The 16,069-nt window shown below is 24.4% G+C and carries 14 protein-coding genes and 1 tRNA gene; 2 read left to right on the top strand and 13 right to left on the bottom strand.

From position 1 onward, the window contains the following. Positions 1-8: 8 nt before the first annotated feature. From ACXX84_RS01450 to ACXX84_RS01425, 6 genes are read right to left on the bottom strand one after another with little or no spacing between them, the layout of a single operon-like run. Positions 9-4,664, bottom strand: a complete 4,656-nt coding sequence (locus tag ACXX84_RS01450; RefSeq protein WP_458572764.1) for an MGA_1079 family surface serine endopeptidase — start codon at positions 4,662-4,664, stop codon at positions 9-11. 20 nt (positions 4,665-4,684) lie between these two features. Next, positions 4,685-6,100: an Asp-tRNA(Asn)/Glu-tRNA(Gln) amidotransferase subunit GatB gene (gene gatB, locus ACXX84_RS01445; RefSeq protein ID WP_458572763.1), complete on the bottom strand. Its 1,416-nt coding sequence runs from the start codon at positions 6,098-6,100 to the stop codon at positions 4,685-4,687. Continuing rightward, positions 6,093-7,415 (bottom strand): amidase family protein, encoded by a 1,323-nt coding sequence (locus tag ACXX84_RS01440; protein WP_458572762.1) that lies wholly within the window; start codon positions 7,413-7,415, stop codon positions 6,093-6,095. The genes gatB and ACXX84_RS01440 overlap by 8 nt, the downstream gene beginning before the upstream one ends. Then, entirely contained in the window at positions 7,402-7,701 is a 300-nt protein-coding gene (locus ACXX84_RS01435; RefSeq protein ID WP_458557686.1) for an Asp-tRNA(Asn)/Glu-tRNA(Gln) amidotransferase subunit GatC, read from the bottom strand. Before ACXX84_RS01435 ends, ACXX84_RS01440 begins: the two co-directional genes overlap by 14 nt. Before the next feature lie 11 nt (positions 7,702-7,712). Then, positions 7,713-8,561, bottom strand: coding sequence for a pseudouridine synthase (locus ACXX84_RS01430; RefSeq protein ID WP_458572761.1), 849 nt, complete (start codon positions 8,559-8,561; stop codon positions 7,713-7,715). Positions 8,562-8,603: 42 nt separating this feature from the next. Continuing rightward, entirely contained in the window at positions 8,604-9,275 is a 672-nt protein-coding gene (locus ACXX84_RS01425) for a 16S rRNA (uracil(1498)-N(3))-methyltransferase (protein WP_458557684.1), read from the bottom strand. 46 nt (positions 9,276-9,321) lie between these two features. Between ACXX84_RS01425 and ACXX84_RS01420 the strand changes: the two genes are divergently transcribed. Beyond that, positions 9,322-9,397, top strand: a tRNA-Thr gene (locus ACXX84_RS01420). 49 nt (positions 9,398-9,446) lie between these two features. On the opposite strand, the gene hinT is transcribed toward ACXX84_RS01420, so the two are convergent. From hinT to ACXX84_RS01405, 3 genes are read right to left on the bottom strand one after another with little or no spacing between them, the layout of a single operon-like run. After that, positions 9,447-9,767 carry a histidine triad protein HinT gene (gene hinT, locus ACXX84_RS01415; RefSeq protein ID WP_436358842.1) on the bottom strand — a complete coding sequence of 107 codons (321 nt, stop codon included), beginning with the start codon at positions 9,765-9,767 and terminating at the stop codon, positions 9,447-9,449. A 9-nt stretch (positions 9,768-9,776) separates the two neighbouring features. Next, on the bottom strand, positions 9,777-11,417 hold the full coding sequence (locus tag ACXX84_RS01410) for a HinT-interacting membrane complex lipoprotein P60 (protein ID WP_458572760.1): 1,641 nt from the start codon (positions 11,415-11,417) through the stop codon (positions 9,777-9,779). Positions 11,418-11,428: 11 nt separating this feature from the next. Beyond that, complete coding sequence (locus ACXX84_RS01405; protein ID WP_458572759.1) at positions 11,429-13,621, bottom strand: HinT-interacting membrane complex protein P80; 2,193 nt, start codon at positions 13,619-13,621, stop codon at positions 11,429-11,431. A gap of 161 nt (positions 13,622-13,782) precedes the next feature. On the opposite strand from ACXX84_RS01405, the gene ACXX84_RS01400 reads away from it, so the two are divergent. Next, positions 13,783-14,391 (top strand): thymidine kinase, encoded by a 609-nt coding sequence (locus ACXX84_RS01400; RefSeq protein WP_436358839.1) that lies wholly within the window; start codon positions 13,783-13,785, stop codon positions 14,389-14,391. 41 nt (positions 14,392-14,432) lie between these two features. Here the strand turns inward: ACXX84_RS01400 and rpmB are convergent, their stop codons facing one another. The 4 genes from rpmB to infC are packed head-to-tail and all read right to left on the bottom strand — an operon-like array spanning position 14,433 to position 15,837. After that, positions 14,433-14,630 (bottom strand): 50S ribosomal protein L28, encoded by a 198-nt coding sequence (gene rpmB, locus ACXX84_RS01395; protein ID WP_436358838.1) that lies wholly within the window; start codon positions 14,628-14,630, stop codon positions 14,433-14,435. 19 nt (positions 14,631-14,649) lie between these two features. Beyond that, positions 14,650-15,003, bottom strand: coding sequence for a 50S ribosomal protein L20 (rplT, locus tag ACXX84_RS01390; RefSeq protein WP_436358837.1), 354 nt, complete (start codon positions 15,001-15,003; stop codon positions 14,650-14,652). A gap of 23 nt (positions 15,004-15,026) precedes the next feature. Then, positions 15,027-15,206 carry a 50S ribosomal protein L35 gene (rpmI, locus tag ACXX84_RS01385; protein WP_458561189.1) on the bottom strand — a complete coding sequence of 60 codons (180 nt, stop codon included), beginning with the start codon at positions 15,204-15,206 and terminating at the stop codon, positions 15,027-15,029. Next, positions 15,196-15,837, bottom strand: a complete 642-nt coding sequence (gene infC / locus ACXX84_RS01380) for a translation initiation factor IF-3 (protein WP_458572770.1) — start codon at positions 15,835-15,837, stop codon at positions 15,196-15,198. The genes rpmI and infC overlap by 11 nt, the downstream gene beginning before the upstream one ends. Positions 15,838-16,069 lie beyond the last annotated feature (232 nt).

Genomic DNA, 16,069 nt, shown 5'->3' with positions numbered 1-16,069 from the left:
TTATTTCTTTATTTTTCCTTTCTAAAAAATCAAGGGACACTATATTCAAAAGGTTTTTGTACATTTAATTTTAATATTTGTGCCGCTAACGATCTCTTATTAGTTAATGATAATGGATCTTCGTTATTTCAATTAATTCCAAAATAACTATGTGTAATTGTTTCATAGTTTCAAGATTGTAAAAATGTTAAAGATGCTCCTGAATTTATAGTTGAAATATAACTGTTATTTTCTCCTAAAATTCCTGTACCTGAATTTCCATTATTAAAGAAAGTAGGAGTATATCCTTGTTGTCTAGATAACCCAACATTTCCTGAAGAGCTACCTGCTCTGTTAATTAGATAACCTGATTGTTTTCCATATGGAAAACCATTCATTGCAAAGTTTTTAAGATTTGCTCCAAAGAAAATCGCTCCTTCTACACCTGTATAATCTAAATTAGTATTTGGTAAAGTAAATCAGTTTTTAAAATATGCAACCATATCCATTTTACCTTCTAATTGTGCTTCTTTAATAAGTTCAAAAGCATCTACAACAAATACAGTCATATCAACAAAATTACCTGCTGTGTTGTTATTTCCGTTTTTATCATATTGATTTAATCCAGTTCATATAATACCAGAGGTTGCTTTAGAAATTCTATTAGATCCTGATCAATAAGAATATCCTGGTTCTACATTATTATCAAAGTTATTAGATGATTTAACAATATATTTATTAGTAACTTCTGTTGGTAAATTATTGTCATCAAAGACATATTTTTTTCCAGCTTCTACGTGGTTGTTTGTAATAATGTAAAATTTACCATCATTAGGATCGCTACTTACTTTTGCAAACATTGTTGCAGAACCAAAACCATAAGCAATTGCTCTTGATCTTACGTTATTAACTAAAGGAATATCCTTTCAGTCTTTGTGAAGAAATTCATTATCTTGTTTATATCCGTTATGTAATTCATAACTAACATTTTGATTTGGATTGTATTCATTACTTAAAATTACTTCTTGTGGTGTAAAGAAAGTAATGGGTTGATTTTCTTGATTATAATCTAGATTTTTATAACTAAATAGATTAGTTTTTTGACCAAAATCCTCATGTTCAATTGTATTTGTATAATTTAGCGAAATAGAAGCACCAGCATTATTTATTAAAAATGCTTTATTTTTATTAAATTTATCAAATTTAGTTTCATCTTGTGTTTCTTTAAAAATAATTGCTTCTTTGTATGGATTTCCTACAAAAAGTTTATAGTTTTTATCTTCCAATTCAACTGTGAATTTTATTCCTTCATTTTGCTGATATTTAGCTTTGATAACAAAATAAAATCTTGGATGTTCTCCACCATTTAACTTGTTAATTATAATGGTTTGTTGTCTAAAAGAAATTTCTTTGCCAAGTATTAGATCTTCAAAATTAAACTCAAAGTTGTACCCCTTGTCTAAAGAAGAAATATTTGTTAGTCTTTGATCGTTTTGAACCAAAGTATTTCCAAATAAGTGAAATTTAATTTTTCGATTTGTGGAATTGTTGCTTAAAAAGGTTTTTTCTATATATTTGGTTTTTAATGTTCAACTTGCAGCTTCTGTTTGAGCATCAAAAGATCATAATAAGTCTTTTTGATAAGGTTCAATTTCTCTTTCTCTTCTTATTTCTGAAGAAGATTCAAAAATAGTTTTTAACTCTTTTTTAGCAAAAGTTAATTCCTCTTTTGAATTAACAGATGAAGCAAAGCCTTGAATTTTATATCATACATTCCCTTTAATAACGCTGTTGTTATTTTTAGGATTTGTATATTGTAACTTAACATAAATAGAATTATTATCTATGTTTTTAGCTTCTGCAATTGAAATATTACTTGTGTTGATTTTGAAATTGTTATAAGTGATTTCATTTGATTTTAAAGATACATAATTTGAAAGATCACTTGAATTATTATTTACTTTATTTTTAAAATCATTTGCACTAATTTGCTGTATATTTACTGTATTTATGTTTAAATCACTGTATTTAATACTGTTTAAAATTATTTCTGGATACAAGTTTTCTTTATAGTCATTTGTTAAATTAACTAAAGTAATGTCCTGATTATTTGTATAACGTTTTTCAGTATTTTCTTTATTTATAAAACCTAATTTGAATGTTAAACTTCCTTCATTTTCACTTCTAACATCATAAAAGTATATAAAGTATTTATTATAAATATTAGCTAAATTTAAATTATTTTCTGAATCATTTGTGTTTTTAATAGATGTTTGAGAAGTGAAAAAACCATTTACAGATGAATTTTTATTTGAAACATCTGCATCATCTTTATTTGCACTTCCTGTGTTTGATAAATTACTAAAATTATTGTCATTAGAATTAGAAGTATCTGAATTTGCATTTTTAAATTTTAATAAGAAATTGAGTGATTCAAAAGCTTTTTGCTCTATTATGTCTTTAGGATCTAAAACTCTAAATTGAAGATTTTTTAATTTATCAATCACTCCATCAACTCTTCTATAATCAAAATTTGAACTATTAATTTGATTAATAATTGTTTTATCATTTTGATCGATTATTTCTTTGTTAATAAAATCATTTTGTGTAAATCATTCATTTTCATTTATTGGTTTAATATCTCTAAAACTTAAAGGTTTAAAGAAATTAATTGTTTTTAAATGAGAATTAATAAACATTGTGGTATTTATTTTTGGTAAAGGCACTTCTATTCCATCTTTTTTATATCACAGAAAAACTTTAGCTTGACCACCGTTAGTATTTCCTGTGTTATTAATTATATCCTTAACTTCTTTAACAAAAATTTCATATTTACCTATTTTTGGCATTTTATACGATGTTTCTAATGCTTCTTTAGCATCTTTAGCATTAAACATTGTGTGGTTTATATTTGGATTTTTAAATTCGATATTACTTCAAAATAGATTAGCAGAAGGAGTTGAAATAGTTTTTCCATTAGTTGTAACTTTATTAGCTTCAGTTATAATTTTAATAATTTTTTCTTCATCTCTTAAATCTTTATCACTAGCATCAGATTTTGAATTATTTAAATAATAATTAAAAGTTGTTGATTCTTCTCCTTTAGTAACTTTTATTTTAAAAGTAGCAAAAAGTGAATCGCCATTTACTTCATATCTTAAATCATTGCTGTAATTTATTATTTCAACTTTTACACCTTCTGGTTTTTGTATATCAAATAATAAATTCTCTTTATAAATTTTATTAAATACTTTATTAATTTCTTCTTGAGTTAAAGCATTAGCAGAAGCATTTGTTGGATTAGTTAAAGAATTTAAAGCAGTTTCTAATGTTTTACTTGAATATTCAGGAAAAGTTTTTAAAACTTCAGAAAATAAATCATCTTTTAATCACATATTAAAAATATTTATTTGTTTAATGTTAGCATAATATTTTTTAATGTCTTCTGAATTATAAAAATCATAATAATTTTGAACTTCTCTATAAAATTTAGAATTGGTAAATATTTCTTTTGGAGTTATTGAAATATTTTTCAACAAGTCACTTTTTAATTGTACAGAATTTTCTGTTTGTAAAGGAATTTCCTTTATTTTAGTATCATTTACATAAAAACCAATGTTTAAAGTTATCTTATTATCGGTTATAAAAATATTATCTGTTTCTTCAATTTTATATTTAAAAAAATTATTTATTATTTTTTGTTTGGAAACAAAAATATCCTTTATTTTTTCAAAATTATTTATTAAATCAGATTTATATAAATCTAAAAATTGATCATAACTAAAATTAAAAATCTCATCTAAATTACTAATTTTAATTGTATTAATTTTAGAATTTAAATCATTACTAAAAGTAATTGTTTTAGTAACTTTTGCAAATTTAGTAGAATCAGTAGTACTTTTTGCAAGATAAACTAAATTTAAATTATTAACATTAGTAGAATCTATTTTTACTTCTTCTAAAGTTAAATTCACATTTTCTATATCGTTATGTGATAAATAAATATTTTGATTTTCTTTATTGATAGATGCACTATATAAGAATTTTTTTAAATCATAAGCTTCTATGTTTGGATTAAAATTGATTTCCAGTTTTCTTTCTACATCTTCTTTAAAAGTTTTATCTTCTTTTATAGGTTCTAGATTTTGTTCATCTGAACCATTTAGTTTCTTCTCTGAATCTTTTAAATTAACTAAAGTAGAATTTATTTTATTTAAAAAATCTAGTGTTTTAATTTGTTCAACATCAGAAACTAGCTTGCTGTCTTTTAAAAATTTTTCTGTTTCTGATAAAAACTTATCAAACTCTTCTTTATTATTTGCTTCTGTATATTTCTTTGTTTCTTTAACTGTTTGAGCATTTAAAACATTGCTTATTATTTTACTAACAATAGAATTATATTGTAAAGAAAGATCTAAAATATTATTAATTTCTTCTTTTGAATTTAATGAATTTATAAAAGCAACTAAACCATTTTTAGTTTGGTCATTTAAATTAGAATAATTTTCAATTTTTGATTTACTAGATTTTTTGTAATCTTCTAGATTTTCTTCTGTGTTTTCATTTGAATTTGTTTTTTTGTTTCTAGTTAAAGCGTAAGTTGTACCAATAACTGCAGAACCTACACCAACAACACCAGTTAGCAATAACAATGCTAACAATAATTTTTTCTTTTTTTTATTCATTTATCTTTTACTTCTTTCAATTATTTTTTAAGTTTTTCTTCAATTGTTTTAATTGTTAATTCATTAGCTTTTTGAGGATTTGCCTGACCTTTAGTTTGTTTCATTATTTGTCCTAAAAAGAATTTAATAACTCTTTCTGGTCTATTTTCATAATCATTTAATAATTGTTCATTTTCTAAGATTAAATTATTTAAAATTTTTTGAATTAAATCATTATTTTCTATTTGAACCAAATTGTATTTTTTAATAATTTCATCAATACTTAAATTTTCTTTTTCCTTATATAAAACTATTTCTTTTGCTTGTTTTGATGAAATAGAATTATTTTTTTCTAAAGTTAAAATTTCAACTATATTATTTGGGGTTATATTTAACGAATCAGTGCTTTTTTCCTTTATAATTGGAACAATTTCAGAAAAAAAGAATTTAGCTAACTTATCCTTATTGTCAAAATTTATTTTATTAAAGAATTGTAATCAATCAAAATTATTTAATAACTGTTCTACGTAAATATTAGAAACTGATTGGTTTAATAATTCTTCTTCCCATTCTCAATGTAGCTTATCTAATTTAATTGAATCAATAAATTCTTCTTTTAATTGAATAACAGGAATATTTGGTTCAGGATAATATCTATAATCAACTGCTCCAGTTTTTTCTCTCATTACTATATTTTGTTGTAAAACATCATCAAAACGTTTGGTTTGTTGAATTATTTTTTCGTTATTATTTAATTTTAAAGTTTGAACTTCAATTTCTAAATCTATTGCTTTTTTCACATTAGAAATGGAATTAATATTTTTAATTTCTACTTTAGTACCAAAACCTTCTCCCGGTTTGTTTAAAGATAAATTAATATCTGCTCTTAGTGAACCTTCTTCTAATTTTGCATCTGATATTCCTAAAAATTTTGCTATTTTAGCAATTGTTTCTATATATTTTGCAGCTTGATTGGAATTTTTGATAACAGGGTGTGTAACAATTTCTATTAGCGGAATACCTGCTCTATTATAATCTAAAAAAGTTCCTTGTTCAGTGTGTAATTGTTTTGCCGTATCTTCTTCCAAATGTATTCTTTCTATTGAAATTTCATTAACTTCATTATTAATTTTAAAAGAAACTTTTCCATTCTTTCCTATAGGTCTAAATTGTTGTGTGATTTGAAAACCTTTTGGTAAATCAGGATAAAAATAATTTTTTCTATCAAAATGTAATTCATTATCAATATTCATTTTTAATGCTTTTGCTAATTTTATAGCTTTTATAACAGCTTCTTTATTTAATAAAGGCAATGTTCCAGGATAAGCTAAATCAACTAGACTAATATTTTTATTATTTTCTTCATTAAATGAATTTTTAGCTGCTGAAAACATTTTAGTTTTAGTGTTTAATTCCAAATGTATTTCAATACCTATAACCACTTCATAATTATTCATTAGTTTTCTCCTTTAATTTTTCTTCAATTCAGAGTGCATAACTCAATAATTTTTCATCATTTTGCATTTTAGAATCTATGGCTATATTAAAAGGTAATTTATTATTTGGGTCCACACCTAATTTCATTGTTATAGATGGAGAACCAGCTAAATTAGAACCTGTTAAAATATAATCCATATAACTTCTTTTTTCTGTATTTTCAAAATAAGGAGCAACATCGGGCGCTGCTGGATAAATAACTATGTCATATTTATCGTATAATTCATCTAAATAATTTTTTATCAACCTTCTAATTTTCTGAGCCTTTAAAAATAATTCATCTTGATTTTCTTTTTCAAGGAAATAAGAACCTAATATTAATCTTCTTTGTACCATTTTTCCAAAACCTTTTGAACGGGTATTAGTCATTATTTCGCTTCAGTCTTTACCTTTTTCTCTTTGCCCAAATGCTATTCCATTTAAATTAGCTAAATTGGAACTTGCTTCAGAATAGGAAATAATGTCATATACTGGTTTAATTGCTTTTAATAAATCAGCATTAGGTTCAATTGATTCAATTTCCACATTTGTGGAAATTTCCTTTATAAAAGAAAAATATTTTTCATAAACAGATTCACTTAGTAAGTTTTTAGGAATATTAAAATATCCAATTTTATTTGGTTTTGTTTTTATAATATTGTTAATTAAAATGTTTTCAGAAGTCATGTCATTATAATCTTTTCCATAAGCAACTTTAGCGACCTCTATAACATCATTAACATTATGAGTAAATCAGGAAACTGTATCTAAAGAAGAAGCGTATGCAAACATACCAAATCTTGAAACCGCTCCATAACTTGGTTTAAACCCTACTTTTCCTATGTATGATGCGGGTAGTCTTACAGAGTCTCCTGTATCTGAAGCTAAAGCAAAAGAAATATTGTTTGTCAATGTAGCTGCAGAACCAGAAGAAGAACCACCTATTTTTCTTTTATTATCTAAAGGGTGAGAAATAATTCCTCAATAAGAATAAATACCTTCTCCACCTAGAGCTAATTCATCATTATGAACCTTTGCTACAGGTATTGCTCCATTATCAAGTAATTTTTGCACAACAGTAGCATTATAAGAAGGGTAAAAATTTTCAAGCAATCTAGAAGATGCTTGTGTTTTAGCTGTTTTTGTAGCAAAAACATCTTTAATAGTAAAAACACAACCACTAAGTGCTTTGTTTTCTATAATTTCTTGTTCTGGAAAAAGAAAAGAAACTGCATTGTTTTTATCTTTATGTAACTCTTTGTAAGCTAGTAAAAAATTTCCTTTATTTTTTATCATTTATAACCCTTTCTAATTGAACAAAATTTTCATTTTTTGCAGGTGCATTTTTTAATAAAATCCCTTTATTTTCTGTATATTCAGCAACTTCATCTTCTCTAACTAAACTAAAATCTTTAATTTTTGTTAATCTAACTAGTGGTTCCACATTACTAACATCTATCTGTTTAAATTCGTTTAACATTTTGTAAATTTCATCAAATTCTTTTTCTAATGATAAAATAACTTCATCATTTGGAATGAGTTTTAATATTTTAGCTAATTCAATTATTTCTTCTCTTTTCATTTTTCTCCTTGCTATCATTTTGGATAACTTATAAATTCTTTATCATTTAAATAAGATAAATCTCCACTTAAATCTTTGAATTTGATTTTGTGTGAATGTAAAAAAACTCTAAAATTTTTTTTACCGTCATACTTTGTATCGCCATAAATTGGAAAACCTAAATGCGATAAAGTAACTCTAATTTGATGTTTTTTCCCTGTTATTAATCTTGCATATTTTTTAGAATTTTCACTAAAAAATTCTGTTATGGCAAATATATTTGAGTCTTTTACTACTTTCATTTTTTGTTTATTTTCATCTTTTTCAAGAAAAAGTGAAGAAGTAAATTTATTCTCTATTTTTATATCGGATTTAAAGATATAAATTTTTTCAAATTTCTTTTGTTTTTCTTTTAATTCGACAAGTGCTTTATAATTTTTCGCATATATTACTATTCCTGAAGTTTTCTTATCTATTCTACCTATGTGAGATGGAATAAAAGAATCTTTTTGCTTAAAATTCAAATAGTTTAAAATTTGCAAATCTAAACAATTATCTTCACTATGAATAGCTATATTTTCTTCTTTATTTACTATTAAAATATTTTTATCTTCAAATATTATAGAAAAGTTTTTTTCTTTACTGTTAATAGCAGTTGTAAATTCTTGATTTATTTTTTCTTCATTTAATCCATAAACTTGAATTTCATCATTAACTCTAATAATATATTTTTTATTATTGTTTCTTTTACCATTAATTTTTATATCTTTTAAGCGAAAAAGTTTTTCTATTTTAGATAAAGGAACCTTGTTAAAATATTTAATTATAAATTTATATAATGTTCTACCTTCATCATTTAACGTTGCTTTTATTATTCTCATAATTGAATTTTACTTTAAATTTATTTTTTATTTTATAAAAAATTAATTTTCTTCTATTCTAGATAAAATAAACAAAGGAGCGGTTTCTGCTCTTAATATTCTTTTTCCTAAACTTATTGCTTTAAAGTTGTTTTTTAAAGCTAAGTCCACTTCTTGTTGACTAAAACCGCCTTCTGGACCTATTAAAAATAAAGAATTTTGAGGAAAAAGAATATTTTTATCAGAAGTTTCAACTTTTTCATATGCTATATATTTATTTTTTATATTTAAGTTTAAAATTTCTTTAAAGTTAATGGGATAATGTATTTTCATAACTTTATTTCGGAAACTTTGTTGCGTGGAACTTTTGGCAATTTCTTGTCATCTTTCAATTTTTTTGTCAATGTCGTTGCCTAATTTTTGCTCAACATTTTCACTAAAAATTGGATAAAAATCACTTGCACCTAGTTCTGTAGCCTTTTGAATTAATCACTCAAAACGCTTGATATTAATTATTGCACTTGCTATGATAACAGGTTCATTAAATTCGTGATTTTCTTTAAGTTCTTGCTCAATTATCGCTAAATCACCTTCTAAATGACAAATATAGAATTTTTCTTCATATATACAAATTATTTTTTCGTTTTTTATTCTAGCTACCTTTATGTGATGGAGAGTTTCATTGGATAATATAAAATAATTATTTTCTTTTTTTTGTGCAAAAAATCTCATCATAATTTACTCCTATTTTTGTTAAATTAGTTTATAATATTATAGAAAAGCCATCATAGCTCAGTAGGTAGAGCGCATCCATGGTAAGGATGGGGTCGCAGGTTCGATTCCTGTTGTTGGCACCATATCAAATAGACCATAAAAATCTCTTCTTAAAATAAAGAAGAGATTTTTTTATTTTTCACTTGGTATTATGTGAATATGAGTATGAAAAACTTCTTGACCTGCTTCTTTTTCGTTGTTTACAAGTAGTTTAAAACCTTTTACATTTAATTTTTGAGTTTGTTCAATTGCAAGTTCTTTTGCCTTTACAATTAAATATTCTAAGTCACTATTTTCAATAGAAAATAAATTTCTAGAATAAATTTTAGGAACTACTAAAAAATGTCCTTTTGTAACTGGTTTTATATCAAGAAAAGCTATAACTCTTTCATCTTCATAAATGATATTTGCTGGTATTTCTCTATTTATAATTTTTAAAAATAATTGTTCCATTTTACATCTCTATTTTTTAGTTGTATTTTTATTATTTGATTCTGGGTCTAAAATTGAATCTTTATATTCAATTTTGTAACCAGCATCTTCATAGAATTTTTTAATCTCTTCATATAGAGTGTTTTTGTCTGCTAAATATAATGAAAATGCCAATATTTCCTTTTGTTCTACTGTATTTCAAGGTGTGTGATCTAAAGAGAAATAAGTTTTATATGTTGTTACATTGTCTTTTGTTGTTGCTTTGTTTTCATCAAATAAAGGCACAATTTTATTTACATAAGAAGCTGATATTTTGGTTAAATCACTACTTATAGCTTTTACAGAAGAAGGATAATCACTAAGTACTCTACCTGCATCAGAAATATTAGGAGAGTAAGAAGGTGTGCTTGAATCTCAAGTTACATCTACTGCATAAGTTCTTACAGAAGGGTGTTGTTGGTCTTTGTTTGCAGTCAATACCATCTTGATAATTACTGTTGCTCTTTTTTGGATGCTATCTGATTCAAAAGGCATAATTTTTTCAACAGTATAAGTAACATCACTATGTTCTGCTGCTTTAACAACTTCAATATCTTCTTTAGTTAATTGATATTTTGTTTTTGTCTTGTCAAAAGAGTCTTTTAGTTTGATAGGTAATTCTTTTTTACCTTTTCAACTTTCTGCAGCTGCTAAATCATTTTTAGAATATATAATTCTAGAATTTTCATCCACAAATCCGCTCTTTATATTTGTCTCTCTTTTCAAAGTATAAACATCATAATTAAAACTTCCTTTAGGGTTAGAACCTTGATTGTAGAGAATTCCTTGATATGATAATAATTGTTTTAAATCAATATCATCATTCACATTTAATAACTCAAAATCCTGTATTTTATTGGTGTTTTTGGAATTTTTAAATCTTTCATCTACTAAAGAGTTAAAAGAATTTTCATCTTTAATTTCTAATAAATTATAAGTGGCTAAGTCATCTGAATCAGTAGACTCATATTTTCAAATTTGAGCAGGTTGTTTTTCTAATAAAAGTGTTTTTAAAAAGAAATCTTTGGTTTCTGGATTAGTATTTTGATATGCTAATCTTTGATTATAATTTGTGTTTTTTTCCGCTGAATTTGTTTTATATTTATTGGATTCAATAATATCTTTAGATTCAGAACTAGTTAAGAATTTAAAAACTAAAACCATTTTTAAAATATTGTTTTTTAAATCTGAATTATTGTTGTTAAATAAAATTTCAAATCCTTTTTCTGTAAATAATTTATTTGGTCCTACCTCTGTATATAATTCTTTTAATTCTTCTGTAGTTAAAAAATTATTAGAATTTAAATCATTTATAAATTTTACTGTAAAGGTGCTGTCTTTTTTCAACTCTTGTTTTTGGTAAAAATTAAATGCTTTTTTAGCTAATGCATAAAATTCGCTATTTTTGTTTTTAAATTCTTGATCTAAGTTTTGATTTTTAAATCATTTATCAGTTAAAATGGTTTCGATATATTTGGTTTCAATAAATCTTTTAACTACTTCTTTTTTTAATTTCTCATCTTGAATTATTTTTTCTGAACTTTCTACTTCAACAGGAGAACAAGAAACAACAGATAACGGAATAATTCCCGCTATAACACTTGTTAATAATGAATATTTAATTTTTTTCATTTCATTCTCCTTTATTTATTTTTAATAATTCCAAAATGTTTTTGTAAAGCATCATAAATAGTGTCTACATCTGATTTTTCTGTTTTTCCTGTAATTGTTCAGTAGTTTTTAGTGTTGTCAAAATTAAAATCAGCATTTAAATTGTATTTTTTAATTTCTGTTAAATAAGTTTCAATTTTAGTATTTATTTTTAAAATTAAATCATTAGAATAAGAAATTATTTTATTATCAATATTTTTTTCTAAAGACTTAATATAATTGGTTTTTTCTTCTTCAGACTTATTACTTTTTACATCTGTCAATAATTTAGTTTTAAATTTTTCATCAGATATTGTGTCTTTTAAAACAAAACTTTCGTTTTTTAATTCATTAAATAAGTCATTTATTTTAAGTCTGTTAGTTATTGAAGAGTTAATTTGATTATTAGCATTTAATTGTAATTCTTTTTTAAGAATTTCTTGTAATTTATCAAAAGTGTTTATTGAATTTTTTAAAATAATATTCAATCCTTTACTTGAATAAATAATTGAACTGTTTTCAGTTAATTTATAAATTGTGTGAATTCTATAACTTGAATCGGTAGTTTCTCCAAAAGTTTCTTTAAAAGCTTCACCAGCTTTTTTAAGTTCTCCATCGCTTAGTTTATCAATAAAATCTGCTATTTTTTTATTTAGTTCATTAATTTCAGTTAATTTTTTATTAGTTAAAGTTGAAGCATCTGGAAGTAAATTTTCATGTCCATTTGCAAATAACTTTTCTTTAATTTTACTAAATAAAGTAGTGGATAAAATATGTGTTGCTTCTTTTGCACTAAATACATTATCTAAAAATGTAATGCCATAAGAAGAATCTTCACTATCAAAAATTTGACTTAAATTTCTTAAAGGTAATTGTCCTAAATTTTGTGCATTTGTTTTATTAACTGATGAATTAATTGTGTTAAGTAAAATTCTATCAGTAGATTTTTGATTCTCATCTGAAGTAGCAGTATTTCCTTTGAAGTTTTCAATTAAACTTAGTGTAGTTTTTACTTCTTGTGTGGTTAAATCATTAGAATTTATTTGGGTTACTGAATATCTTAATAATTCTTTTAAATCAGCTTTAGCAATTGTTCATGCATCTTGTGCATTTGAAGAATTTTGATTAGCATGAATAACTAATTGAGAAACATCAAAAAATGAAAATTTATCTTTTAATAAAGCATTATTGTTAAAATAAAATTTATTAATTACATTATTTGCATTCATATACTCTTTGACATAAGAATTTGTTAAAAATGCAGAAACTTTGTATTCATCTTTAATTTTTTCTTTTTCAGATTCTGTTTTAGATTTATCACTTTCTCTTTCGATATTTGGAATAAATCCATTTACAACGTTTGAACCTTTGTCAGCATCATCTTCTAAAATGATAATATCTTTAAATAATCTATCACCTTTTTTATAAACAATATTTCCATTTTTATCTTTAATATCTTCACTTAATACTCTATTTTTAACATCTTTATATAAGTATGTTGTTGAAAACTCTGGAGTAAATCTTGCGAAAGCTTTTTTTTCTGCTTCTTTATATGTTAAATATTCAACTGCTTTATCAAAATTGACTGCTCCACCAAATTTTGGATCTGTAGAAATATATTTATTAAATTCAGATTCTCAGTTTTGGAAACCATAAGTTCTTTGATATCTTCTTCTTTCGTCTTCAAGGAATTTTTGTTGTGATTGTTTTAAATCATCGTAACTTTTAAAATTAGGATTGAATCTATCGTTTGCACTTGTTTTACCTGCTACATAAGATTTATCTCATGCTTTTTTGAATAATTGAGAAGCATCATATTCTTCTTCATAAAGATAATTAATTAAAACTTTTTGTGCTTCATCAAATTGTTCTTTATTAATAACTGAATCTGTTTGGGTTGCGTTGATAATATCTTGAAGATTTAAGTTTTTAGGACCGTTTGGTGTAGATATACTTACTAAAATATCTGAATCTGCTCTAGCTGCAATTTTTGTAGGTTGTGCATTAGTGATACCTAAAGGAATTCCTATAGCCAATCCAGAAACTACCAAAGCAGCTGATGCAAATAAAACTCCATTAAGGATTTTTCTTTTTTTAATTTGTTCTGGTGTTCTTTCTTTTTTTTGTTTTTTCTCGCTTTTGGAATTTAATCTTGCAAGTTTTTTAGAAAGTTTTTCTTTTGACATATTTACCTCTTTAGTTTGCTATTTAATTTATATTAATTAAATTAATATAAAAATTTTACCAAATTTTAATGTAATATAAATTAAAAATAAAAAAATAAAAAATTTTTCATTTTTTTGCTTTTTATAATTATAATAATTAATACACAAGCAAAGGAGTATGAATGATGTACAAAAAATTTTCTGAAGGAATGATTGAAGTTATTACCGGTCCTATGTTTTCCGGAAAAAGCGAAGAATTGTTAAAAAGAATTAGGATTTTAGAATATGCAAATATTAAAACTTTAGTAGTTAAACCACACTTTGATAATAGGTTTGCAGAAGATGAAATAATTTCTAGATCAGGAGCGAAAATATCAACTTTTAATGCTTCTACAGCTGAAGAAATAAAAGAGTTATTTAATAAAAAAAATTATAAAGCAATCGCTATTGATGAAGTTCACTTTTTTGGTAAAGATGTTCTTAATTTGCTTAGTGATTTAGCTGATGATGGTGTAAGAGTAATAGTAAGCGGTTTGGATATGGATTATTTAAGAAGACCTTTTAGTATTGTTCCAGCATTACTTTCAATGGCTGAAAATGTTACAAAATTGCAGGCAGTATGTGTAAAGTGTAAAAATGCAGCATCTACAAGTTTTAGAAAAATTAATAGTAAAAATGTAAAACTTTTAGGGGACACTGAAGAATATGAAGCAAGATGTAGATCTTGTCATATAAAAGGCGAATTTGGAAAAATTAAAGATAAAAACGAAGACAAAAGTGAAGAAAAATAACCTAAAATTTTTAGGTTATTTTTTGTTATATTAATTAAAAACTAGTTTGATTTACCGTTTTTACGTAAAGTTCTTGCTGTTTTTGCACTTACTTTAATTGTAACAACTTGCCCTTTTTCATTAAGTATTTTCATTTTTTGCAAGTTTAATCTAAAAGTTCTTTTAGTAGCATTTAAAGCGTGAGATCTTTTATTTCCCACCATAGGACCTTTTCCTGTTATTGCATCTTTTCTTGCCATATTTATTCTCCTTTTCTAATTATTTTAAAGCACTTTTTGCTTGTTTAATGATAGTTTCAAAAACTTCATGATGATGAATTGCAAGTTCTGAAAGCATTTTTCTATTAACTTCAATATTAGCTTTTTTAAGTCCGTTAATTAATTGAGAATATGTAATTCCAAGAGGTCTAGAAGCAGCATTAATTCTTGCTATTCATAATTTTCTAAAATCTCTTTTTACTTGTTTTCTATCTCTAAAAGCATAAGTTCAAGATTTAACAACTGCTTGTTTTGCAACTTTAAATCCTATTGATTTATGTCCTCAATATCCTTTAGCTAATTTTAATCATTTTTTTCTTCTTTGTCTTGTAACAGTTCCACCTTTAACTCTCATTGTTGTTACCTCTTTCTATGTTATTAAAATAAACCTTTTATTCTTTTTAAATCTGATGCAGAAACTAATGTAGCTTTTCTTGCGTGTCTTTTTTGTTTAGTTGTTTTGTTTTGAGCTAAATGAGATCTATAAGCTTGTCCTCTTTTAACTTTTCCACTTCCTGTAACTTTTAATCTCTTTTTTAAAGAGGATTTAGTTTTCATTTTTGGCATTTTCGGTTTTACCTTTCTCTTCTTGTTTTAATTCTTTTTCTTTTTTAGAACTTGTCAAATGTGGTAATTTCTTTTTATCCCTTTCAACATACATATCTAAAAATCTTTCATTTTGCTGTGCATCTTTTGTAATTTTAGCTATGTCAGAAATGTATTCATAAAATTTATCCAACACAACTTTTCCAAGTTCAGGTCTAGAAGCTTCCCTACCTCTAAATTTTAAAGAAATTTTAACTCTATCTCCATCTAAAAGAAATTCCCTAGCTTTTCTTGCTTTAGTTTCAATGTCTTTGACATTTATTCCTGGAGTTAGTCTAATTTCTCTATTATTAACAAAAGTTTGTTTTTCTTTTACTTCCTTTTGTTTTTTCTTTCTTTCATATTTAAATTTTCCATAATCCATTATTCTTCCTATTGGTTTAGGTTTGTCACCTGAATTATCAATAGAAATAATAACTAAGTCCATTTTTTGTTCTTTTGCCATTTCGATGGCTTCATTTTTTGAAAGAACACCTATTTGAGTATTATCTGAATTGATTACGAAAATTTTTGAAAAGGGAATATTATCATTAACAAAATGTTCTTGTTGTGGTTTCTTTTTATTCCCAAAATTGTTATTTAATTTACTAATAACTGTTTCTCCTTACGAATTTAAATAAAATAAAGTGGTAATAACCACTTTCTCTCTATTAGTTACAATTTACAAATAAAATAAGTTTATAAACAAAATTGTAGCATACCCATGGAATAACCAATTAGGTGAGAGATTAATCTACTTTCTGCAATTTTTATCTATTGCTATTAAATTATATATTTTTTTTATTTTTTGCCAAATAAATAAATTTTGTTTTATT

It is taken from the genome of Mycoplasma sp. AC157, assembly GCF_054343415.1.
This window is presented reverse-complemented; position numbering and strand designations above follow the sequence as displayed.